This is a genomic window from Actinoplanes sp. CA-252034 (assembly GCF_050956125.1).
Taxonomy (GTDB): Bacteria; Actinomycetota; Actinomycetes; order Mycobacteriales; family Micromonosporaceae; genus Actinoplanes.
Genome location: NZ_CP191846.1, coordinates 1,058,173 through 1,080,718, shown reverse-complemented (window position 1 = coordinate 1,080,718; position 22,546 = coordinate 1,058,173). Strand labels below are relative to the sequence as shown.

General features: G+C 69.2%; 20 protein-coding genes and 2 tRNA genes. 8 read left to right on the top strand and 14 right to left on the bottom strand.

The features are described from left to right. Positions 1 to 205: 205 nt before the first annotated feature. Positions 206 to 778: a hypothetical protein gene (locus ACQPZW_RS05055; protein WP_433793662.1), complete on the top strand. Its 573-nt coding sequence runs from the start codon at positions 206 to 208 to the stop codon at positions 776 to 778. 3 nt (positions 779 to 781) lie between these two features. Here ACQPZW_RS05055 and ACQPZW_RS05050 read toward each other — a convergent pair whose 3' ends face one another. Genes ACQPZW_RS05050 through ACQPZW_RS05040 form a run of 3 tightly spaced genes read right to left on the bottom strand, consistent with a single transcriptional unit; the run spans position 782 to position 3,674 of the window. Beyond that, positions 782 to 1,402 (bottom strand): GNAT family N-acetyltransferase, encoded by a 621-nt coding sequence (locus tag ACQPZW_RS05050; protein ID WP_433793661.1) that lies wholly within the window; start codon positions 1,400 to 1,402, stop codon positions 782 to 784. Beyond that, entirely contained in the window at positions 1,399 to 2,979 is a 1,581-nt protein-coding gene (locus tag ACQPZW_RS05045; RefSeq protein WP_433793660.1) for an APC family permease, read from the bottom strand. Before ACQPZW_RS05045 ends, ACQPZW_RS05050 begins: the two co-directional genes overlap by 4 nt. 53 nt (positions 2,980 to 3,032) lie before the next feature. Next, entirely contained in the window at positions 3,033 to 3,674 is a 642-nt protein-coding gene (locus ACQPZW_RS05040) for a GOLPH3/VPS74 family protein (protein ID WP_433793659.1), read from the bottom strand. 241 nt (positions 3,675 to 3,915) lie between these two features. Here ACQPZW_RS05040 and ACQPZW_RS05035 point away from each other — a divergent pair, with 241 nt between their 5' ends. Further along, positions 3,916 to 4,764 (top strand): helix-turn-helix domain-containing protein, encoded by an 849-nt coding sequence (locus ACQPZW_RS05035; protein ID WP_433793658.1) that lies wholly within the window; start codon positions 3,916 to 3,918, stop codon positions 4,762 to 4,764. Between the two features lie 30 nt (positions 4,765 to 4,794). Next, positions 4,795 to 5,019, top strand: coding sequence for a DUF397 domain-containing protein (locus ACQPZW_RS05030; protein ID WP_373871131.1), 225 nt, complete (start codon positions 4,795 to 4,797; stop codon positions 5,017 to 5,019). A 151-nt stretch (positions 5,020 to 5,170) separates the two neighbouring features. Here the strand turns inward: ACQPZW_RS05030 and ACQPZW_RS05025 are convergent, their stop codons facing one another. Then, positions 5,171 to 5,974: a hypothetical protein gene (locus tag ACQPZW_RS05025; RefSeq protein WP_433793657.1), complete on the bottom strand. Its 804-nt coding sequence runs from the start codon at positions 5,972 to 5,974 to the stop codon at positions 5,171 to 5,173. Between the two features lie 363 nt (positions 5,975 to 6,337). Between ACQPZW_RS05025 and ACQPZW_RS05020 the strand changes: the two genes are divergently transcribed. Beyond that, complete coding sequence (locus ACQPZW_RS05020; protein ID WP_433793656.1) at positions 6,338 to 8,188, top strand: diguanylate cyclase domain-containing protein; 1,851 nt, start codon at positions 6,338 to 6,340, stop codon at positions 8,186 to 8,188. Here the strand turns inward: ACQPZW_RS05020 and ACQPZW_RS05015 are convergent. Beyond that, entirely contained in the window at positions 8,158 to 9,393 is a 1,236-nt protein-coding gene (locus tag ACQPZW_RS05015; protein WP_433793655.1) for a YncE family protein, read from the bottom strand. The two genes, ACQPZW_RS05020 and ACQPZW_RS05015, sit on opposite strands and share 31 nt — an antisense overlap. Before the next feature lie 155 nt (positions 9,394 to 9,548). Continuing rightward, positions 9,549 to 10,982 (bottom strand): hypothetical protein, encoded by a 1,434-nt coding sequence (locus ACQPZW_RS05010; protein WP_433793654.1) that lies wholly within the window; start codon positions 10,980 to 10,982, stop codon positions 9,549 to 9,551. 146 nt (positions 10,983 to 11,128) lie between these two features. Here ACQPZW_RS05010 and ACQPZW_RS05005 point away from each other — a divergent pair, with 146 nt between their 5' ends. Next, positions 11,129 to 11,797 (top strand): DUF305 domain-containing protein, encoded by a 669-nt coding sequence (locus ACQPZW_RS05005; protein WP_433793653.1) that lies wholly within the window; start codon positions 11,129 to 11,131, stop codon positions 11,795 to 11,797. A 20-nt stretch (positions 11,798 to 11,817) separates the two neighbouring features. Here ACQPZW_RS05005 and ACQPZW_RS05000 read toward each other — a convergent pair whose 3' ends face one another. The 4 genes from ACQPZW_RS05000 to ACQPZW_RS04985 all read right to left on the bottom strand — a co-directional run bounded on the left by ACQPZW_RS05000 (position 11,818) and on the right by ACQPZW_RS04985 (position 15,417). Further along, the gene (locus ACQPZW_RS05000; RefSeq protein WP_433793652.1) at positions 11,818 to 12,543 is read right to left on the bottom strand and encodes an SDR family NAD(P)-dependent oxidoreductase; all 726 of its coding nucleotides are present in this window, start codon (positions 12,541 to 12,543) and stop codon (positions 11,818 to 11,820) included. A gap of 55 nt (positions 12,544 to 12,598) precedes the next feature. Further along, positions 12,599 to 13,420 carry a helix-turn-helix transcriptional regulator gene (locus tag ACQPZW_RS04995; RefSeq protein WP_433793651.1) on the bottom strand — a complete coding sequence of 274 codons (822 nt, stop codon included), beginning with the start codon at positions 13,418 to 13,420 and terminating at the stop codon, positions 12,599 to 12,601. Positions 13,421 to 13,549: 129 nt separating this feature from the next. Next, complete coding sequence (locus tag ACQPZW_RS04990) at positions 13,550 to 14,152, bottom strand: FIMAH domain-containing protein (protein WP_433793650.1); 603 nt, start codon at positions 14,150 to 14,152, stop codon at positions 13,550 to 13,552. Between the two features lie 74 nt (positions 14,153 to 14,226). Then, positions 14,227 to 15,417 carry a cytochrome P450 family protein gene (locus ACQPZW_RS04985; RefSeq protein ID WP_433793649.1) on the bottom strand — a complete coding sequence of 397 codons (1,191 nt, stop codon included), beginning with the start codon at positions 15,415 to 15,417 and terminating at the stop codon, positions 14,227 to 14,229. A 412-nt stretch (positions 15,418 to 15,829) separates the two neighbouring features. Between ACQPZW_RS04985 and ACQPZW_RS04980 the strand changes: the two genes are divergently transcribed. Beyond that, positions 15,830 to 17,389 carry a sulfatase family protein gene (locus ACQPZW_RS04980; RefSeq protein WP_433793648.1) on the top strand — a complete coding sequence of 520 codons (1,560 nt, stop codon included), beginning with the start codon at positions 15,830 to 15,832 and terminating at the stop codon, positions 17,387 to 17,389. Between the two features lie 22 nt (positions 17,390 to 17,411). Here ACQPZW_RS04980 and ACQPZW_RS04975 read toward each other — a convergent pair whose 3' ends face one another. The 4 genes from ACQPZW_RS04975 to ACQPZW_RS04960 form a co-directional block, all read right to left on the bottom strand. Beyond that, positions 17,412 to 18,065, bottom strand: coding sequence for an NADPH-dependent FMN reductase (locus tag ACQPZW_RS04975; RefSeq protein ID WP_433793647.1), 654 nt, complete (start codon positions 18,063 to 18,065; stop codon positions 17,412 to 17,414). Between the two features lie 74 nt (positions 18,066 to 18,139). After that, the gene (locus tag ACQPZW_RS04970) at positions 18,140 to 19,456 is read right to left on the bottom strand and encodes a HupE/UreJ family protein (protein WP_433793646.1); all 1,317 of its coding nucleotides are present in this window, start codon (positions 19,454 to 19,456) and stop codon (positions 18,140 to 18,142) included. 113 nt (positions 19,457 to 19,569) lie between these two features. After that, positions 19,570 to 19,642, bottom strand: a tRNA-Lys gene (locus ACQPZW_RS04965). Positions 19,643 to 19,692: 50 nt separating this feature from the next. Next, a tRNA-Lys gene (locus tag ACQPZW_RS04960) sits at positions 19,693 to 19,765 on the bottom strand. Between the two features lie 139 nt (positions 19,766 to 19,904). Here ACQPZW_RS04960 and ACQPZW_RS04955 point away from each other — a divergent pair. After that, positions 19,905 to 21,122 (top strand): Ig-like domain-containing protein, encoded by a 1,218-nt coding sequence (locus ACQPZW_RS04955; protein WP_433797426.1) that lies wholly within the window; start codon positions 19,905 to 19,907, stop codon positions 21,120 to 21,122. Between the two features lie 209 nt (positions 21,123 to 21,331). Beyond that, positions 21,332 to 22,513: an Ig-like domain-containing protein gene (locus ACQPZW_RS04950; protein WP_433793645.1), complete on the top strand. Its 1,182-nt coding sequence runs from the start codon at positions 21,332 to 21,334 to the stop codon at positions 22,511 to 22,513. The last annotated feature ends 33 nt before the right edge of the window (positions 22,514 to 22,546 follow it).

Below are 22,546 nucleotides of genomic sequence, written 5' to 3'. Positions count from 1 at the left end.
CTGCGACGAGGGTTCGATCGGGTGAGATGCGGCCGTCTACCTGCAACTACGCAACTTGCATACTCGCTGTTTCGTACGGCGTACCTCCAATCAGGATTGGCACAGAATTTCCGCGACTACATATTGTCGCGGCGCCAAAACGCTTCGTACTCTAAAGCGCAACATCATCGATCGCCTTGAGTACGATGAAACGCGGGGAGCAGCCATGCTTGTCAAGATCATCGACCAGATCACCGACGATGAGATGCACAAGGCAGCCTGGGATCTCTACGAGGGCGCGTTCCGCGACCTCCGCTCCCTTGCCGTGCAACGTCACCTGATGTATCGGTCAGAGTTCGAGGAGGTCATGCGCGACCCGCGGGTCGACAAGTACCTCTGCCTCAATGACGACGGCAAGCTCTGCGGCATCTCCACGTTCACCAACGACCTCTATGCGGTGCCCCTGATCGCGCCCGAGTACTTCGAGCGCCGATGGCCCGAGATGTACGCACAGAAGCGCATCTGGTACGTCGGTTTCGCCGCGGTCGGCACCGAGGCCCGTGACACCAGGGCCTTCTCGGAACTGGTCACGGCCATGCAGCAGACCGCCGCCGCACGGAACGGCATGATCGGGATCGACTACTGCCGGTACAACGACGACGAGCGCAATTTCGGCCGGGTGGTCCGGCTGATGTTGAAGCGCCTGTCCGGTGGCGCGATGCGCGCCGAGTGCCTGGACCAGCAGTCGTTCTGGATCTACGAGTTCCCGGCGGCGCCCAGTCTGAGGGCCGCTGCCTGATCTCTAGCTGAGTCCCATAGGCGCCCTCCACATCGCCCAGAGCGGCGGTCCGTCGGGAAGCTCGATCACGGACCGGACCCGGTATCCGTGCCGGAGGTAGAGATCGCGGTTGCGCGGGTCGTTCGCTTCCAGATAGGCCGCAATCCCGGCCCGGTCCAGACGGGCGTGGTGCCGGCCGAGCAGGGCGCTGCCGATGCCCTCGTTCTGCCGGCCCGGCCGCACCGCGAGGAACGCCAGGTAGTGATGCGGCTCCAGGGGGTGCTCCGCCTCCAGAGCCGCGTCCAGCTGCTGCACGCGGTGGAACGCCGTGTCGGAGGCCTCCTTCACCCGGCGCTCGTAGTCCATCGGCGGCGGGATCATCGCGGTCAGCGGGAACCACAGGGCGACCCCGCACATCCGGCCGTCATCGGCGTCGGCGGTGCTGTAGACCTCGCCGTACTGCAGCGCGTACTCGACGAAGATCTCGAAGTAGCCGGGTGACAGACGCCGGCGCTCGGAGGCGTCCGGGTGCAGCCAGCGGGCGACCGGTCCGTCCCACATCGCTTCGGCCACGAGGTCGGTGATCTCCTCGGTGTCGAACGGCGACACGTGGCGGATCACGAGTTCCTGGATGGCGTACGTCATCGGGATTCCCTACCTGAGCTGGTCGTCGAATAGTGGTCCTGGAAGGCCGTCGAGTGCGAGTGCGGCCGGGGCGGCTCGGGGAACTCGAAGAGGGTCCTCCGTTCCACACCGCGCCCGATCACCGCGTACACGTCCGGCTTGGTGTATCGGACGATCGCCGCCCAGCCGGCGCCGAGCACCGCCAGGACCGCGTAGCCGGCCGCGAAGGCCCAGTTGAAGATGGAGTCCTCGGCCAGTCCCAGGACGTCGCCGAGCCCCACCACGGTGGCGAAGAGAATGATGCTGAGCAGGAAGAACGCGATGACCGGGGTGACCCGGCCACGCCACACGTTCTCCAGCCTCGGGTGCTGCACGAAGAAGGCGATCACCGCGGCCGAGGTGCCCCACATCAGGATCAGCACGCCGAGGCCGCCGACCACGGTGAGGTAACCGAAGAGCTGCACCAGCGGGTCGGCCTGGGTGAACCAGTAGGCCAGGATCGCGATCAGCGACAGCACGCTCTGGGTGATCGAGCCGACCACCGGCGCGCCGGTCCTCGGATGGGTGTAACCCCACCGGCTCGGCAGCATCCGCTCGCGGCCCAGGGCGAACTGGTAGCGCGAGACGGCCGCGTGGAAGGCCAGCAGCGCCGCGAAGATACTGGTCATGAAGAGCAGATAGCCGATAGTGATCATGATGTCCGGCACATGTGGACTGACCAGGCTGAAGACCAGGTTCGTCTCCTCGCGTTGGGCGTCGGCCACGATCCGGCCCGGCCCGGCGCCGACCGACATCGCCCAGGCGGACACCGCACACATCAGGCCGGCGAGCAGCACCGCGAGGTGGGTGGCGCGGGAGATGGTCCGCTTCGGGTCCTTGGCCTCCTCGGAGAGCACGACCGTGGCCTCGAACCCGGTGAAGCCGCCGATCGCGAGCACCATCATCGCGACGACCTCGGGCGTCAGCAGCTGTGCCGGGTTGAGCATCGCGACGCTGACCTCGCCGTCGCGCGGGTTGGCCACCATCACCAGGTCGTAGACGAGGACCACGGCGATCTCGGCGATCAGCAGGACCCCGAGCACCTTGCCGCTCAGGTCGACCCAGAGCATGCCGAGCACCGCGATGATCGCCCAGGCGAAGAGGGCGCAGGCCACCCACGGCACGCTGAGCCCGAGTGAGCCGAGGATGCCGGCGGCGACGACACCGAACAGTCCGAACAGGCCGATCTGCATCATCGCGTAGGCGGGGAGGGCCACGAAGGCGGCCGCGACACCGAGCTCACGGCCGAGACCATGGCTGATGTACGAGTAGAACGCCCCCGAGTTCACGATGTGCCGGCTCATCGCCACGAAGCCGACCGTGAAGATCGACAGGATCGCCGCGACGACGATGTAGACCAGGGGCAGCGCGGTGTTGCCGACCACCGCGTAGACCGTCGTGATGGCTCCGATGATGACCGTGAGCGGGGCGGCCCCGGCGACGCCGAAGAAGACCACCGACGAGACGCCGAGCCGGTTGTTGGCGAGGGCGGCGCTGATGATGTCCGAACCGGGGCCGCCGCGCTTGGCGGCCGCCTCACGGTTCAGCTCGTTCAGCATCGTGCCGGCCCAGCGGTCGACATTGTCCCGTCGTCGTTGATGCCGTCCCGGGCTCACCGGCGACCGACCGCCAGAGCCGACCCGACGAGGGCCTCGGTGCACTCGACCAGCTCCCGGAGGTCACCGGGCAGCGAGGCGATCATGCTGGGCAGCGCGTGGTAGATGTGCGGGTAGTTCTCGAACCCGTACATCACGTGCCGGGTCAGTCCGGTGGAGACCACCAGCCCGACGAGCATGCGGTCGGCGACGTTCAGCTCCATCCCGCGGACCAGCATGTTCGCCACGCGGGTGGAGGCCCAGGCGGCGGCGTTGCGCTGGCGCGCGGTGTTCGGCATGTAGAGGGTCTGGGTGGTGCCGAGCATCCGGCGCTTGGTGACCAGCTCGACCGCGCCGACCCGCATCAGCCGCTCCGCCACCCGCAGCGCCGAGTCCTGCGCGAGGAAGGCGAGCCAGGTGCGGATGTCACGGTGCTGTGGCTGGGCGTTGAGCAGGTCGAGGATGTCGTGGTTGAGCGCGTCGCGAGGCGGGCGCCGGTCGAGGACGATCAGGTCGCCGTCATTGACGCCGATGCGGCCTTCGAGGACCAACTCCGCGAGTAATGCGGCAGCCAGCCCCAGGCCGGTCGCACGAGGATGCAGCCGGGACCGCCCGGTGCGGTCCTCGTGTGCGATCAGGTAATACTGGTCAGCCAACACTCCGTCCACGCCCCTTAGACGCAAGTTCCAATGATCTTTTACCTAGGAATGTAGGAAACAAGACAGAACTCGATGTCCGCAGCATCATGTACCCAACATCAAGGTCAATACAAGAAGTACTAGACTTCTTATTCAGTACCCGCAGTATCTGATCACTCGAGAATCGCGATCATGAAATGGGTATCTGGATCGGGTGGGAGCGGTCGTAATATCGACTTCATCAGGACCGTAGGGAGTCCAGGTGTCCGATATAGAGGGTCCGACGCTGCGACGCCGCCGACTGGGGGCGGAGCTCAAACGATGCCGGGAAGCCGCCGGCCTCACACAACAGGACGTGTCACGGCACTTCGAGTGGCACTCCGCGAAGGTGACCCGCATCGAGACCGCGCGGGTCGCGGTCACTCCGCGGGACGTCCGTGACCTGCTCACTCTCTACAACGTGCGCGACCAGACGATGCGCGAGGCGCTGGTCGAGCTGGCCCGCCAGTCCCGCGAGCGCACGTGGTGGACCGACTACCGCGACATCATGCGCCCGGGCAACTTCGTGGGCCTGGAGGCCGCCGCGTCGGCGATGCGCACCTGGGAGCCGGTGCTGATCCCCGGCCTCCTCCAGACGCCCGATTACATGCGGTCACTGATGAGAAGCGGTCGGCCCACCGACCCCGAGGAGCACATCGACCGCCGGATCGCGCTGCGTCAGACCCGCCAGGGCCGGCTGACCAGCGATCGCCCGCTGGAATTGTCGGCGTTCATGGACGAGGGCGCGCTGCACCGGGTGATCGGCGATCGAGAGGTCATGGCCGACCAGCTCCGCCATTTAATCGAAATAGCTAAATTGCCAAATGTTTTCCTGCAGATACTGCCCTTCACCGCCGGTGCACACCCGTTCCTGAGCGGGCCGGCGGCGCTATTGGAGTTCCGAGAGACCACCCATTTGGATGTTGTTTATATGGAAGGTCTTGCGGGAGACTTGTACGAGGAACAACCAGACATGGTTGACTGGTATCGGCAGGAGTTCGAGCGATTGAGTGACATGGCGCTCGACCATCGCACGACCATCAAGATGATCGAGAGTCTGCTCGTCGCTTAGCACTCCCGAGGAATCTCACATCGAAGGGAGGTGCTTGAGTTGCTCGCGCACCAAATCGACGGAGCTGTCTGGAGGAAGGGCAGCCGTAGTAACGGGACCGGCGGCAGCAACTGCGTCGAGGTCGCATTCCTCGACCAGGGAATTGCCGTCCGTGACAGCAAGGACCGGATGGGACCGGCCCTCATGTTCACGTCGGCGGAGTGGACCGCCTTCGTGGACTCGGCCAAGGACGGCGAATTCGACATCGTTTCGTGAAACCCTACCGAGTGAAAGCCTACCGATAGGTGCGCAGCGGTGGAAGTCCCGAGCCGAAGCCCGGACTTTCACGATGTGCACCCGGACGGCAGCGCCCGGTCGCTTCCAGCGACCGGGCGATCACTCTTTCGGAAACGTGAAATGGATTCTGTCATCCATTTGCGGAGTGGGCCGGGAACAATCGGTGAGCACCGTTTCCTACGGTGAGCGGGTGGTCACCGGCAGCCGTGATGAAGATCGGCCAGGTGGCCACGCGCGCCTCGGCGATCTCCGCCTCCCGTCGCAGACTGTCCCGGCCACGACCGGCCAGTTGCATGTCGTGCCAGGCGGCCCGCTCGGCGGCGACCGCGGCCCGATGAGCCCGCTCCCGATGCTCCGCGCACCGGTGGCTCAGGACGATCTCCTGCTCGGCCGGGTGCAGTCGCGGGTCCCACCCGGCGTCGCCGGCCAGGGCGTCGGCCAGCGCGGACACGGGCAGGTCACCGCGGGACACCGCCGCGCGTACCCCCTCATGAAGGAACCGTTCGCGGGCGGCGTACTCGGCGGGGTCCTGAGGGGTCCACGGCGTGCCGAAGGCCGTCGCCGCCCGGCTGCGCTCGCGGCGCGCGTCGGCCGTGCGGAGCGCCGCCCACGTCGCGTCCACCCGATCGGCTGACACCCGCCAGTGGGCCTGCCACCGGTCGACCGCCTCGGCCGCCCGCGTGGCCGCCACTCGCACCTCCAGCGCGTAACGCACCGCGGCCTGCGCCTCGGCCGCCTCCGCCGCCCGGCGCCCGGCCCGCCGCTGACGGGTGCGCCAGACGAAACGCACCGCGTCGCCCAGGGCCGCCGCCGGATCACGCACCCCGTCGGGATTGGCCAGGACGACCAGCGCCGGCAGCGTGAGCAGCAGCAACGCCGCCCAGATGGCCATCGGGGCAGGCTCACTGAGGAGCATCTCGGCAAGGATGTTCATGGCGGGTTTCCGTCCGCTCGTGGGGAGTTCGCACAGCGCGGGCGCCGCTGGGGTCTCAGACGGCGGGCGGAGGGTCGCGGGAGACCGCGGTGCGGGCGGTGTCCTGCGAGGTCAGCGCGGAGGCACGGTCCGCGGCCGGAGCGGTAGCGACCGCGGCAGCGCACTGCTCCAGCGCGTCGTCATGTCCACGAAAGTACCGGAATATAGCCGATTGTCCGATCAGCCGCGCCGCAGGTCAGCGGTGAACTGACCCTCCTCTAAGGTTTCGTCTGACCGGAACGGATCACTCACGTCCGCCCCGCTACGGCCGATGGAAAGTACCGACCCGGAAGCCATCCGGAGCTGTCGCCGACGGGAGCCATCATGCCGAAGCGATCCGTGGTCACCGACCCGGTCCTGCTGGGTCTCGTGGCCGTCGGTGTGCTCCTGGTGCCGTGGTTCCTCCGCTACGGCGACCAGCGGACCTCCTCCTGGGCCCTGCAGACCGCCATCGACGTGGGCAACACCTACTTCACCTTCCGTACCGCCACCCACCCCGCCATGTCGGCGACGGGCCGGCGGTTCTGGTGGGCCACCGTGATCGCAAGCGTCGGCTGCGTCCTGGGTGACGGATATCAGACCGTCCTGCTCGTGCTCGACCCCACGGTCACGGCGGTCAGCCCGGTCCAGACCGCCCTGATCGTCACCGGCATGGTCGTCGTGGTCGGCGCGATGCTGCGGCACCCGCTCGGAGGCGCCGGACGGCAGCGGCTGCGGCTCTGGTTCGACGCGACCACGGTGCTCACCGGGGTGGCGGTGTTCCTCTGGTACTTCATCCTGGCCACCGATCTGAGCGGTCGCCAGGCCACCGACCGATGGGGCGCCGCGGCCACCGCCGTGGTGATGCTGCTCATCACGTTCGGGCTGCTCAAGCTGCTCCTCAGCGGCACGGCCCCGTTCACCCGAGCGGCCGGGATCGCCGCCGCCATCGGCGTCTCCGGCACGGCGTTCGCCGCGCCCGTCGCCCTCGGGCTGATCGGCGACCCCGGACCCGGCGGCGCCAGCATCGTCCAGCTGCTGCCCTGCGTGCTGGCCTCGGCGGCCTTCCGGGTCCAGCAGCTGCACGTGTGGCGGCTGGCCGAGAAGCCGGCGGCCGGGATGGGCGGACGCTCCAGCCGGCTCCCCTACCTCGCGGTGATCGCCACCCAGATCCTGCTGGTCGTCTCCCTCCGGGAGGACGACGTCGACCTGCGGGTGTGGGGTGTCGCGATCGGCGCCGTGGTGATCACCGCGTTGGTGCTGGGCCGCCAGGTCGCCGCGCTGCGCGACAACGAGCGGCTGCTCACCGAGATCGACGGTCAGGCCGAGCGCTTCCGGGCCCTGGTGCAGAACACGTCCGATCTGACGCTCGTCGTCGACTACGACGCGACCATCACCTACGCCAGCCCGGCCGCGCTGCGGGTGCTCGGCGTGCCGGACGCCGGACTGGTCGGCACCTCACTGCAGGACCGGACCCACCCGGCGGACATGGCGACGATCGTGGCGGATCTGGAGAAGCGGCTGGCGGCCAACCCCGGCACCGGGATCAGCACCCAGGTGCGCTGGCGGCACGCGGACGGCTCGTACCGGTGGCTCGATGTGGTCATCACCGATCTCATGCACAACCCGAACGTCGGCGGTGTGGTGCTCAACGCCCGGGACGCCACCGAGGCCCGCGCCCTACACGACGAGCTGCACCGGCAGGCCACCCACGACGCTCTCACCGGGCTCGCCAACCGGCTGCTGCTGCACCGGCGACTGTCGGAGACGACCGAGCCGGTCAGCATGCTGCTGATCGACCTGGACGGCTTCAAGGAGATCAACGACCGGCACGGCCACCACACCGGGGACCAGGTGCTGATCGAGGTGGCACACCGGCTGACCGGGCTGCTCGGTGCCGGGGAGCTGGCCGCCCGGCTCGGCGGCGACGAGTTCGCGGTGCTGCTGCCCGGAACCGGCGCCACCGCCGCCGGCCGGCTGGCCGAGCGGATCAGCGCCGTGGTCGCCGAGCCGATGTCGATCGGGGGCCTGCTGCTCGCCGTCGGCGCCAGTGTCGGCGTCTCGGCCGGTGAGCCCGGAGACGGCGACGGCCTGCTGCGCGAGGCCGACGCCGCGATGTACCGGCGCAAGCGCGAACGACGCGACCGGCGCGCCCGGCCCCTGGGTCAGGGAGCCGTCCAGCCGGCCGGGACCTGACCGATCCGCACCCGCTGCGGATGATCTCCGACGGCGACCGAGGCGACTGCCTGCCCGGTGGCGAAGCTGATCGCGGTGACCCGGTCCGCGCCCGCCTCCGAGATCACGCAGTCCCGTCCGTCCGCGCTGACCGTGGCCCAGTACGGCTTGATCGCGGTGACCAGCGGACCCGGGTTCAAGGTGGCCCGGTCCATCACCGTGGCGTAGTCGTCCATCGTTCCGGCGACGCACAGCTTCGCCCCGTCCCGGCTGATCGACAGGCCGTGGTGGCGGGAGTCGTTCACCCAGGTGGTGCGGTCCGGGTCGGTGGCCGGGTTCTGCGGCAGGTCCCGGATCCGGGTGATCTTGTCGGTGGCCACGTCGTACTCGAGGATCCCCGCGAAGAACGAGACCTGGAAGTAGAGCTTCGACTCGTCCGGGGTGAAGACGGCGGGCCGTACCGCGTCGGACAGGTCACTACGGCCGAACGCGTTCAGCCGGTCCCGCATGTCGATGGTCCGCACCACCCGGTACGTGCCGGTGTCGGCGATCGTGATCTTCCGGTCGCCCTTGGTGAAGTCCAGCCAGGGGGCGTCCAGGTCGGTGTTGACCTCGCCGATCGAGCTGTTCCAGAGGTACTTCCCGCCGCCGGTGAAGATGTTCTCGTGCGGCTTGTCCCCGGTGGCGAACGAGCCGAGCTGACGGCCGGTGACGATGTCAAGGACGTGCACCGTGTTGCCGGTGGAGGCGGAGACCGCGACCGTGCGCCCGTCCGGCGAGACCGCCATGTGGTCGGAGCGGAAGCCGCTGACCGGGAACCGCCACTTGAGCGCGCCGGTCGCCAGGTCGATCGAGACCACATCGGCGAAGCTGGGCCGGGAGACGACCAGGGCGTCCCCGGCGGGTGTCGTGTACATATCGTCGACGAGCTGGTCGTGCCCCTCCCCCGGCCCCTGCTGGACGCCGAGGTAGAAGGCGAGCCGGATCGGGTTGAGGTAGATCTCGGTGAGCCGCTGCGCCCGGTCCGGGATCACCGACAGCCGGCCGATCCGGGCGTAGCCGCCGCCCGGCTCGATGACGTCGACGGTGCCGTCCCAGTTGTTGCCGACGAACATCACCTGCCGCAGGGCGGCCGCGCCCTGAGCCGGAGCGGCGAGAGAGCCGAGCGCGAGCAGGCCACCGACGGTGGCGGCGAGCAGGCGGCGCAGGGGTACGAGTGAGGCCATCGAATGACTCCCATCGGTCTGTTACCAGTCAGTAACGACCATGAAACAAGAGAGTCACTCACATTGATAGATGTCGTTATCGTCGTTTCCCGAAAACGACGGCGCCGGCGCAACCCGAACGGGTCACGCCGGCGCCGTGGACGACAGGCCTCAGATCACCAGTACTTGCGGTAGTCGGTCTGCGTCTGCGGGTTGAACTGCCACGTCTTCTCCCGCTCCGCCTTGTCGATGCGGCGGTCGCTGACCTCCAGGACGTCGAAGCCCTTCTGGATGTCGTTGGAGTAGATGTAGCCGTTGTACCAGTACGCCGACCAGGAGCCGCCGACGATCAGGCGGTCCGTGCTCAGCGGGCCGCGCTCCCAGAACGCGATCTCCTTCGGCTTGCGCGAGTCGGTGAAGTCCCAGATCGAGATTCCACCCTGATACCACGCCTGGACCATGATGTCGCGGCCCTTCACCGGGATCAGCGAGCCGTTGTGGGCCACGCAGTTCTCGGTCACCGCGTTGTCCCGCGGGATCTTGAAGTAGCTGCGGAACTCCAGCTTGCGCTTGTTGCCCTTGCCGGTGATGTCGTAGATCGCGTCCGCGCCCTTGGTCGCGCCGATCGACGGCAGGCACTCCGCGCCACCGCCGCCACCGAGCTCGTCGGTGAAGACCACCTTGGTGGCGTCGTTGTTGAACGTCGCCGAGTGCCAGAACGCGAAGTTCTCCGCGTCACGGACCGTGGTGATGACCTTCGGCGCCGCCGGCTTCGAGATGTCCAGCAGCACACCGTCGCCCATGCAGGCGCCGGCCGCGATGTTCTTCTCCGGGTACGCCGTGATGTCGTGGCAGCCCGAGGTGGTGCGCGAGTCCGCGTCACCGGGGAAGCCACCGTCCGGGAAGAGCACCGGCGCGGACACCAGAGCCGCCTCGGCGGGCTTCTTCAGCGGGACCTTGACGATCGAGATCTTGTCGTGCGGCTGCGCGCAGTTGGGCAGGTCCACGACGTCCAGGTTGTACGACGACACGTACGCATACACCGAGCGGTCCCGGCCCTTGCCGGGCACCAGCGTCAGGGTGTGCGAGCCGCAGTCGGTCTTGACCGCCTTGACGTATTTCGGGTTGCGCGGGTCGCTGATGTCGAAGATCTTGACACCCTCCCAGCGCGGGGTCTCGGCCGGTGCGCTGTTGGGCACGGAGACGCTGTTGCAGGAGTCGTCACTGCGGATCGAGTCGGTGCCGAGGAACAGCAGGTTGCCGTAGACGGAGACGTCGTTCTGCGCGCCCGTGCAGAGGACCTGGACGGCCTGGACCGGGTCCTTCGGGTTGCTGATGTCCCAGACGGTGAAGCCGTTGTAGTTACCGGCGAACGCATACTTGCCCTGGAAGGCAAGGTCGCTGTTGAGCGCGTTCTCCGGAGCGAACGGGCCCGTCTTGGGCTCGTTGGCGATCAACTTGATGTTGGGGCTGCTGACGATCTCGTCCACACCCGGGATCGTGGCCGGGTCGGCCTGGGCAGGAGCGGAGACCAGGAAACTGGTCAGAACCGCCGCCGCCCCGATGCTCGCCAGGCGCTTGAACCGCCCTCGTGGGGCAGGATGCCTCATGAAGATCCTTCCGCACTGCTTCCGGCTTGCAAACACCGGAAGAGCACGGCGAGTCGTGTCGCCGTAGACCCCCGGTGATAGCGATGTCGATCGTTACGATAGTCGTCGGGACCCTCTCATGGGGACGCTTGCCGGAAAGGAAATACATGCAACACCGACGCGCATGGGCCCTGACCTCCGCAACCGTGGTTCTTCTCGGAGCGGTCGGACTCGCCCTGTTCGCCCGGTTCTCCAACGACGATCCGAAGCCGGCGGCGGCGCCCTCCGCGTCCTCCTCACCGGCCCGGGTCCTGGTGCCCGGCAAGCCCGGCGAGTCCGCGTCGGTCACCGACACCGACCACGTGCAGCCTCCGGACGCCTCGCCGTACAACGAGGCCGACGTCACCTACGCCCAAATGATGATCGCGCACCACGCGCAGGCGCTGCAGATGGCAGATCTTGTACCCGACCGGGCAGCGGATCAGGGCGTGAAGAACATCGCGAGCCGGATCACCGCCGCTCAGGGCCCCGAGATCGCCGTCCTCCGCACCTGGCTGCAGGACCGCGGGCAGCCCGAGTCCAACCCGGCCCACGATCACGCCACCATGCCGGGCATGCAGCCCGCCGCCGCTCTCGGCGATCTGGGCGCGGCCCGCGGCGCCGACTTCGACCGCCGTTTCGTCGCGATGATGACCGAGCATCACCGGGGCGCCCTGCAGATGGTCGACGTCCTCTTCAAGAGCGGCTCGGAGGAGCGGCTGGCGAAGATGGCGAAGGAGACCGCCATCGAGCAGGACATCGAGATCCGCCGGATGGCCGACCTCGGGGTGAGCTGACCCCGAGGCCGGTCGCCCGGTCAGAGCAGCATGCCGCCGGAGACCTCGATCCGCTGGCCGGTGACCCATCCCGCGCCCGGGCCGAGCAGGGCCGCGATCACTCCGGCGATCTCGTCCGGCTCACCGACCCGGCCCATCGCGGTCAACGCTCCGATGTGGGCACGGACCTGCTCGTCGTCGCGGAGGGCGCCGCCGCCGAACTCGGTGGCGACCGGGCCCGGCGCCACCACGTTCGCGGTGATCCGGCGCGGCCCGACCTCCTTGGCCAGGTAGCGGGTGAACACCTCCACGGCGCCCTTCATCGAGGCGTACGCCGCATATCCGCCGTCGCCGGTGAAGCGGGCCAGACCGGTGGAGAGGTTGACGATCCGGCCGCCGTCGGCGATCAGCGGCAACAGCCTCTGGGTCAGGAAGAAGACGCCACGGAAGTGCACGTCGAACATCTCGTCGAAGGCCTCGACCGGGGTCTGTGCGATCGAGGCGGCGTGACCGACACCGGCGTTGTTGACCAGGAAGTCGAAGTCGGCGCGGTCATACCGGTCGGCGAGCACCCGCCGCAAACCGGTCTCGAACGCGGCGTACGAGCCGAGGTCTCCGACGGTGAGTGGGAGCGCGACGGCGTCGATCTTCTCGCCGGGGTCGCCGCGGTACGTGTAGATCACCTCGACACCGGCCTCGATCAGGGCCAGGGCGGTGGCCCGTCCGAGTCCACGGTTGCCGCCGGTGATCAGAGCGATTCTGGGCATGGCGAAGCCTTCTTCCGTACGCGAAAAGGGGTGTGAGGGTTTGACCAGGGTTTGATCAGGTGCCGACGGCGGCGAGCAGCTGTAGCTTCTCGTGGCTCGGCGAGCCGGGCGCCGCGGTGAAGACCAGCAGCGTCTGGAGCCGGCTCGGGTCGTTCAGGGTCTGGCAGTAGAGGTCGAGTGGTCCGAGCTCGGGGTGCAGGAGCGTCTTCTGGTCGGCGTGCGCCAGGCCGATGCCGTGCTCCGCCCAGATCGAGGCGAACTCCGGACCGGCCGTCAGCAGCGCGGCCACGATGTCCCCGGCCCGGCTCTCCGGGGCGGCCGCGTACGCGTCCCGCAGTTGGGCCGCGAAGATCCGGCTCTGCCGTTCGTGGTGCTCGGCCGGGTAGAGCCGCCGCGAGGCGGGATCGGTGAACCACCGGTACCAGCAGCTGCGGGCCAGCCCGGTGAACCGGGTCTCGTCGCCGACCAGGGCGACGGCCGGTGCGGTCTGCAGGAGCGTCTCGCCGTACCGGGAGATGACCATGGCCGGGGTGTCGCCGAGCCGGTCCAGGATCCGCATCATCCCCGGGGCGATGTGATCGTCCCGGGAGACCCGCTGCGGCGCCGGGTGCCCGCCGAGCCGGAAGAGGTGGTCCCGCTCGGCCAGGCTCAGATGCAGCGCCCGGGCCAGGGCGGCGATCATCTGCTCGGACGGTGCCGGGCCGCGCTGCTGCTCGATCCGCCCGTAGTAGTCGGCGGACATCCCGGCGAGGGCGGCCACCTCCTCACGGCGCAGACCGGCGGTGCGCCGGCGAGGGCCACGCGGCAGGCCCACGTCCTCCGGCCGCAGCGCCTCCCGCCGGGTGCGGAGGAAGTCCCCGAGCTGTGCCCGATCCATGCTCTCGCCCCTTCCGGCCCGATGCCTCCGCCTGCCCGGCCTCTCCGGCCTGACGGGTCAAGCCTGCCGTGTCGGCGGCGCCGGATGAAGGCCACACCCATCCCCGGACAGGTGATCCCTGGACACGGGTCAGCCCCGGCGCAACGCCGCCCGGATCTGCTCGGCGCCCTGATTGAGCAGACTGAAGCCGTCGCCGCTGAGGTCGTCGTCCTCGCGCAGGTCACGCAGTTTCCGCCGGAACTCATCGATCTTGCGAAGGGCGCCCCTGGCGTCGCCGCGGGAGAGCCGCTGGGTGGCCTGCTCGAGCCGCCGGGTCAGGGCCTCGGCCCCGTCGTCGTCCAGCTCGCCCTCGTCTTCCAGGACGCCGATCACACTCGCCAGGCCGGTGATCAGCTCGACCGGTTGTGCCGGGCGAGTGGCCGGAGCGGTGGTAGGCGTGGCGGTCGGCGTGGCGGTGGTGGTGGCGCTCGGCTCCGGCTCCCCGGCCGTCCCGGTCGCCTCGGGCTGCGCCTCGGCGCTCGCCGTGGTCGTCGAGGGCGCCGGGGCCGCCGCGACCGGAGCGGGCTCGTCGTCACCCGAGAACAGCCACACCACCAGCAAGAGCAGGACCGCAGCGGCGGCGCCGGCCGCGATCAGGGCGGTCCGCCGGTGGTTGGCCGCCCGGTACACACCGCGCGGCTCGACCACGGGCAGCTGAGCGGTCGGCTGTTGAAGATCGTGAGGCTCCGGCACGGCCGACATCATGCCAGGTCAAACGCCGGATGGCTCTCACCGTCGTCTCGCGGACGGTGAGAGCCACACCGATCTCAGAGCAGGACGGGCAGGTGGTGCAGACCACGCAACAGGGTGCCGGGCCGCCAGGGCAGCTCGTCCGCGTCGACCGCGAGCCGCAGATCGGGGAACCGGTCGAGCAGGGCGGTGAACGCGACCTGCGCCTCCAGCCGGGCCAGCGGCGCGCCGAGGCAGTAGTGGATGCCGTGCCCGAAGGCTAGGTGGGCGTTGTTGGCGCGGTCCAGCCGCAGCTCGCCGGCGTCCGGGAAGCGGTCGTCGTCACGGTTGGCCGAGAGCAGCACCACCACGACCGGGTCGCCGGCCGCGATGGTCACACCGCCGATCTCCAGGGGCTCGGTGGCGACCCGGAACGTGGACGTCTCGACCGGCCCCTCGAACCGCAGGAACTCCTCGATCGCGGCGGGCAGCAGAGCCCGGTCGGCGCGCAGCCGCTCCCATCGCTCCCGGTCGCGCAGCAGCAGCCAGACGCCGTTGCCGATCAGGTTGACGGTGGTCTCGTGACCCGCGATGAGCAGCAGGAAGACCATCGAGGACAGCTCCTCGGCGGAGAGCCGGTCGCCCTCCTCGCGGACCTGTATGAGACCGGAGAGCAGGTCGTCGCCGCCGTGCTCGCGGCGCTCGGCGAGCAGCGTGGAGATGTACTGAACCAGCGCGGTGATCGCCGGGCCCAGCCGGTCGCCGGCCAGCGCGCCGGAGACGATCACATTGGACCACTCGCGGAACGCGTTCTGATCCTCGGCCGGGACGCCGAGCAGCTCACAGATCACCTGGATGGGCAGCGGGAAGGCGAACGCGTCGATCAGGTCGGCCGACGGCCTCCCCTCGAGCCCGTCGAGCAGCCCGGTGGTGATCTCCTCGATCCGCGGGCGGAGCCCCTCGATCCGCCGGGCGGTGAACGCGGCGGAGACGAGACGGCGCAGGCGGGTGTGGTCGGGCGGGTCGACGGCGAGCATGTGCCGGGAGATCGCCGCGGTGAGGCTGGGCTGCCCGGAGCCGGCCGCGCCGACCGGGAGCATCGATTTGGACAGCCGCGGGTCACTGAGCGCGCGGCGCGCGTCGTCATAGCGGGTGATCAGCCAGGCGCTCAGACCACTGGGCAGTTTGACCCGGCGGACCGGACCGGTACGCCGCATCTCGGCATACACCGGATGAGGATTGTTCTGGAACGCCGGGTCGGTGAAGTCGATCTGGAGATCCTGCGTCATCACGCCCTCCGGGGCCGCCGGGAACCGGATTCCGACGATACCCGTCGATACCACTCCCCGCGGCCCCTTCCGACGCTCAGACCGGACGTCTGCGCGGCGCCCGTGGGGACCGGGGCGGGCGGATCGGCAGGTGCGGGCGGCGGGCGGTCGGGCGGCGGGGACGGCGCGGGCGTGGCACGGGCGAGGCGACGACGGCCACGACGTACGCCCGGGGCTGCGCGGAATCGGCCACTGGCATGGATCACCTCCAGGGAAGGCGTCCACTATCCGCCGTACCGGCCGGCGATCGGCGCCCGTTCAGACTTTCTTAATGATCATCTGAGCAAGAGGTAAGCCACCTGGCGAATCCTGCGGGCGCGACAGCCGATTACCCTCCTGAAAACCTTCTCGCCGATGGAGTAGCCGCGCCACCATGAGCATCCGCACCTTCGGGCACCTCGCCGCCGTCGTGACGCTGCTGGTCACGGCCGGATGCAGCGCGGGCCAGACGCCACCCGGCTCGCCCGCCGCCGCCGTGCCCGCGTCTTCGGCGCCCGTCACCGCGGCGGCCCCGGCCGCGCGCCCGGCTCCGTCGGCGCGGCCGAACATCGTGCTGGTGCTGGTCGACGACCTCTCGATGAATCTCGTGCCGTACATGCCCAACGTCCGCAAGCTCCAGCAGGACGGCGCCACGTTCACCAACTACACGGTCACCGACTCGCTCTGCTGCCCGTCGCGGGCGTCGCTGCTCAAGGGCCAGTTCCCGCACAACACCGGGATCGTGAAGAACCACGGGTCGGACGGCGGGTTCCGGCTCTTCCACAGCCGCGGGCAGGAGCGGTCCACATTCGCCACCGATCTGCAGAGCGCCGGCTACCGGACCGCGTTCCTCGGCAAGTACCTCAACGAGTACCAGCCGGGGATCCGGATGGGCGGCCCCGGGCCGTACGTTCCGCCGGGCTGGGACCAGTGGTTCGCGGGTGGCAACGCCTACCCCAACTTCGACTACAAGCTCAACGAGAACGGGCGGGTCGTCTCCTACGGGTCGAAGCCGCGGGACTACCTGACCGACGTGCTCGCGGACAAGGCGGTGAACTTCATCAGCACCACGGCGGCGACCGGGAAGCCGTTCATGATCGAGGTGTCCACCTATACGCCGCATCACCCGTACACCCCGGCGCCTCGGGACGCGAACCTCTTCCCGGGGCTGCGCGCACCCCGTACCGCCGCGTGGAATCGGGTGCCGGAGGGCACCGTCTGGCTGGCCGGCAAGCCCAAGCTGACCCGGGAGCAGAAACGGGACATCGACGAGGACTTCCGCCTGCGGGTCCAGTCGGTGCAGTCGGTCGACCGGATGATCGGCCGGCTGCGGTCGACTCTGGACAAGGCGGGCGTCGCCGACCGGACCATGGTGGTGTTCACCTCGGACAACGGCTACCACCTGGGTGAGTACTCTCTGCCCTCCGGCAAGCAGACCGCGTTCGACACCGATGTCAACGTGCCGCTCGTGATGGCCGGGCCTGGGGTCGAGGCGGGGCGCGAGGCCACCCGGGTGGTGACGAACATCGACCTGCGGCCCACCTTCGCCGAGTGGGCCGGTCTGCCCGCGCCGAAGGAGGTCGACGGCCGGAGCATCGCACCGCTGCTGTCCGGGAGCGCGCCGGCCGAGTGGCGCGGCGCCGCGCTGATCGAGCACCACGATCCGGCGACCGACCCGAAGGACCCCGACTACGAGCGGGACAGCGTGAACATCCCGCCGTCCTACGACGCGCTGCGCACCGAGACGTTCACCTACATCGAGTACGTCGACGGCGCTGTGGAGTACTTCGACCGTACCGCCGACCCGGAAATGATCAAGAACGTGGCCGGGACGCTGAGCCCGGAGCGGCTCGCCTCACTGCGGTCCGCGGTCCGGGGCCTCGCCACCTGTGCCGGCGCGGACGCCTGCTGGGCCGCCTCCCGCGCGGCGGGCCTCGACGAACCGGGCCGCTGAGCCGGTCAGCCGGGCCGGGCGGTCAGCTGAGCCAGCTCGGCGCGCTCTGGCCGCTCGCGTGACCGAACGGGGAGCCGCCCGACCCGTCCGGGCGCCGCACCACCGGGTAGACGCTGGAGTGCGCCTGCCAGGACGGCTGCGGGCGCGGGCGGGCCTCGGACAGTGCCCGGACCAGTGCCTCCAGCATGTCCTGGAGGGCCACGTGCAGACGGCCGTCGGCGATGACGCCGGTGTCGTCGATCGAGGCCATCTCCAGCGGCAGGCGGATGCAGGCGGGGCGCAGCAGCCGGGCGCCGCCGTGCTCGAGCACCGACTCCAGGCCCTCCCGGGCGCCCTCGTCGACACCCGGCCGGACCACGGACAGCCAGGCGGCCGGTTTGCCACCCAGCTCGCCGCCGTCGATCAGCCAGTCGAGCAGGTTCTTGAGGCTGCCGGGCATCGAGCCGGCGTACTCCGGGGTGCTGAACAGGACCGCGTCCGCGGCGTCGACCATCGCGCGCAGCTCGGCGACCGCTCCCCGTGGGGTCTCGCCGGGCACGAACGCGGGCAGGTCGCGCAGGTCCTCATACAGCATCGCGTTGATCTCCCGTGGCGCGAACCGGGCGGCGGTGCGCAGGGCGGCGGTGTGCAGCGAGCCGGGCAGGGTGCTCCCCGAGATCAGCAGGACGCGGGTCATGCCGCCGACGATACGACCCCGACGGGCCCGAGCCGACGCCCGGAAGGCTTACGGTGTGGCCGGTTTCCGACCGATCACGCCCGGCCGCGGGACCGTGCCGACACCGGGCTCGCCGCACCCCGCTCCCTGTTGATCAGCAGCCGGCACGCGCCGGCCACCGCCAGGGCCGCCAGCACCGCGAGCATCGCCGGGTGGTTCGCGCCGACCGCGTCGGCGGTCTCGGCGACCGGGTTGGCCACGCCGAGACGGTCCAGCACCCAGCCCACCGCGGCCGCCGCGGTCAGCGCCGCCCCACCGACGCGCAGCCACGGCTGCACCGGCAGCCTGGACAGCGCCAGCAGGGCCGGCAGCGTCAGCGCCACCAGCAGCAACTGGACCAGCTCGATGCCCAGGTTGAAACCGAGCAGGCTGAGGGCCGACTGCCCGGTGGACAGCCGCAGGTCGGCCAGCGTGAAGGAGAAGGCCATCCCGTGCCCGAGCCCGAACAGCCCCGCGACCAGCGCTTCCCGCCCCGGGAAGAGCGGGCGGACGGCGTGCGCGGCGCCGATCAGGATGCTCACCGCGATGAACACCTCGACCGGCCGCTCCGGGATCGTCACCCGGGTCGCCGCGCTGAGCACGAGCGCCGCCGAGTGCCCGACGGTGAAGGCCAGCGTGATCCAGCCGATCCGGCGGACCGCCCGTCGGGCACCGGCCGGTCCGGCCCAGCGGCCGCGCTGTGCGGTGAGCGGCGCCGGCAGCAGCAGGATCAGCAGGAAGAGCAGGTGATCGGTGCCCTCCAGGATGTGCAGGCCGCCGAGTCTCAGCATGGCCAGGAAGCCCTGCCAGGAGCTGCCCGCGCCGAGGTCGACGGTGAGCTGCGGCACGGTCATCGTCCGGTTGTCGATCGCGATGACCCCGACCTGCTCGGTCTCGTCCCCCTCGGTGACCCGGCCCGCGGCCCAGTCCTGCCGGATCGAGACCAGCGTGGTGTGCGTCACCACCTTGTGCGCGATGATGTCGTAGCCGAGAGTGAAGTGTCGTACGTCACCTCCAGCCGGCGGGGTGAGCTCGATCTCAGCGGTGACCTCCTGATAGGGCCCGGTGGAGGTCTGCTCGGCCTCGGTCAGGTCGATGTCACCCACGGTCACCGACCAGGCGCTGCCGTCGGCGCCGGCCGGCTTGAGGTGCGCGGCGAGATAGGCGCGCAGCTCTCCGGTGCGGGCCGGCAGGTCGGTGGCGATCCCACTGGCGGTCGCCAGGTCGCCGGCCGGCAGCTCCAGCGACGCGGTGACCGACGTCTCGTGCACGTCGAGCACGACCACCGAGTGCGGCATCGGGTGCGCGGCGGCCGGCTTCGCGCCGAGGAACACCAGCAGGGGTACGGCCAGAAGCACTGCGATCCGTCTCACCCGGCACATGATTGTCAACAAAATCGTCGGCAAACAGGGCCCGGGCCGTCTTCACAGCAAGTCACAGAAACAAGCGAAGGCCCCACCGCATGGATGGGGCCTTCGATCACTTGTGCGCCGCGTAGGACTCGAACCTACAACCCGCGGATTAAGAGTCCGCTGCTCTGCCAGTTGAGCTAGCAGCGCCTTATGACGGGCAGAACGTTAACACACCCATCGGTTGTCAGCAGGAAGAGTGCGCCGCGTAGGACTCGAACCTACAACCCGCGGATTAAGAGTCCGCTGCTCTGCCAGTTGAGCTAGCAGCGCTCTGCCCTGCAACGAGGAAAACGTTAGCACGGGCTCGGAAGATCCTCGAAATCGGCCGCTAACCACCGGAAGGGGGACCCGTCGCTTGCACCGATGCGTCAGTATGTCTGCGCTGAGAACTAAAGAACGGGGCTTGACGATGGTTGTCCTCCGCCGCTCACTGGCGACGATCATGGCGATCGGCCTGATCGCCTCTACCGCCGCGTGCAGCGACGAATCCGAACCGGCCTTCGCCGAGCCGGGCCCCTCCGCGGGCGCCAGCTCCGGCGCGTCCGCCCCGGCCACCGAGAGCACGACCGCCGCCGGGCCGGTGACGCTGGCCATCACGCCGGCTGCGAACAAGAAGGACGTGCCGGTCAGCGCGGAGATCGGGGTCAAGGTCAGCGGCGGCGAGGTGTCCTCGGTCACGCTCACCGACGCCAAGGGCAAGGCGGTCTCCGGCAAGCTGCGTGAGGACAAGTCGGCGTGGGTGCCGGACAAGCCTCTCAAGACCCAGCAGAAGTACGCCGCCAAGGTCGTCGCCACCGGCGCGGACGGCAGCAGCACCACCGCGGCCACGTCGTTCACCACGATGGGCGCGCCCGGCCGGCAGACCGGGACCGGTCTGTACCTGTTCGACGGCAACACCTACGGCGTGGCCATGCCGGTCGTCGTCGAGTTCAACCCGGGCATCAAGAAGGCCGACCGGGCCGCCGTGCAGAAGCGCATGTTCGTCGAGACGTCGCCCGCCCAGCCGGGTGTCTGGTCGTGGACCGCGGCCGGCACGCAGGCCTACTACCGGGCCCCCGAGTACTGGCAGACCGGCACGGCGATGAAGGTCCGGATCGCGGTCGGCGGGCTGCCCACCGGCGGCGGACGCTACGGCGACCAGGACCGCTCGGCGACCGTGAAGATCGGCCGCAAGTTCGAGATGAACGTCGACAACGCCTCGAAGAAGATGACGGTCCTGCGGGACGGCCAGACGGTCAAGACGATCCCGGTGAGCCTGGGCAAGAAGAGCACCCCGTCGTCCAGCGGGCACATGGTGGTGATGGAGAAGAAGGCGGCGACCGTCTTCGACACCACCGACACCGACGGCGCCGCCGGTTACCGCACCGACATCGAGTACGCGCAGCGACTGACCTGGAGCGGTCAGTACATCCACTCGGCTCCGTGGTCGACCGGCGCGCAGGGACGCACGAATGTGTCACACGGCTGTGTCAACGTGTCCCCGTCGAACGCCCGCTGGCTCTTCGAGAAGTCGCTGATCGGCGACCCGGTCGTGGTGAAGGGCACCGGGGACGAGCTGGGCTACGGCGACGGCTGGACGCCGTGGGACGTGAGCTGGGAGAAGTTCAAGGAGGGCAGCGCCCTCTAGGGGTCTCCTCGTGGTTCGTTCTCCCCGGCGGGGTACATCGATGGCGTAAGGCCGGTCACGGCACGAAACCGGGATTGGTGCGACGCTGTTTTTGGAGCACTATTGGGCGCCGAGGAGAACGACGCCGTGAGGGGACCATGGAGATGGATGGAATTCGGTCGGCAGAGCGGTCAGCGCCGGCCGCCCGCCGAGGGCGTCTGCGTCTCGCCGTGGCCGCGGTGCTCGCGAGCACTCTGCTGCTGACCGCCGCGTGCAGCGGCGACGACGAGCCCTCCTGGCAGGGCGGCGGCAAGACTCCCGAGGGGACCACCGCGTCGCGGGCCCCCGCGGCCGAGCCGACGTTGAGCACCGTCGCGGTGACGTCTCCCGCGGCCGACGCGAAGAGTGTCGAGCTCTGGTCCGAGGTGAAATACAGCAGCGAGGACCCGGCGAACACCGAGGTCACCGTGACCGCCAAGGACAAAGAGGTCAAGGGCACCGTCGACAAGGACGCGAATGTCTGGCGCCCGGCCGAGGGCCTGGCGTGGAACACGAAATACACGGTGAACGTCAGCACGCCCGCGGCCGACGGCAAGACCAACACCGCCACGAGCACCTTCACCACCATGAAGGAGCCGTCGAAGGTCGTGCGGGCGACCAGCTTCCTGGCCGACGGGCAGAAGGTCGGCGTCGGCATGCCGCTGATCATGAAGTTCGGGCGGGCCATCCCGGAGAAGTACCGGGCCGAGGTGGAGCGCCGCATGGTGGTGACGGCGACCCCCGCACAGGAGGGCACCTGGCGCTGGATCAGCGCGACCGAGGTGCACTTCCGGCCCAAGACGTACTGGAAGGCCAACTCGAAGGTCTTCTACAGCGTCAACCTCAAGGGTGTGCAGCTCGGTGACGGGTGGTATGGCCGGTCCAACCTGACCGTCGACCTGACCATCGGCCGCGAGATGATCATGACGGTCTCCAACAAGACCAAGCAGATGACCGTCAAGCAGGACGGCAAGGTCATCAAGACGATCCCGGTGAGCCTGGGCAAGTCGAGCACCCCGTCCTCCAGCGGCACCATGGTCGTCATGGAGAAGGCGGCGCACACCGTCTTCGACACCACCGACGAGGACCCGGTGAACGGCTACAAGACGCCGATCGACTGGGCCCAGCGCATCACGTACAGCGGCCAGTTCATCCACGCCGCCCCGTGGTCGGAGGGCGTGCAGGGCAAGCGCAACGTCTCGCACGGCTGCGTCAACGTCTCCGAGGCGCTGGGCGAGTGGCTGTTCCAGCGGACCATGATGGGTGACGTGATCACCGTCTCCGGGACCGAGGAGAAGCTGAAGAACGGCAACGGCTGGACCAACTGGAACATGAGCTGGGAAGAGTACAAGAAGGGCAGCTACCTGAGCTGACGGCTCTTCTCCCACGGCTTGGACGAGGGCGGG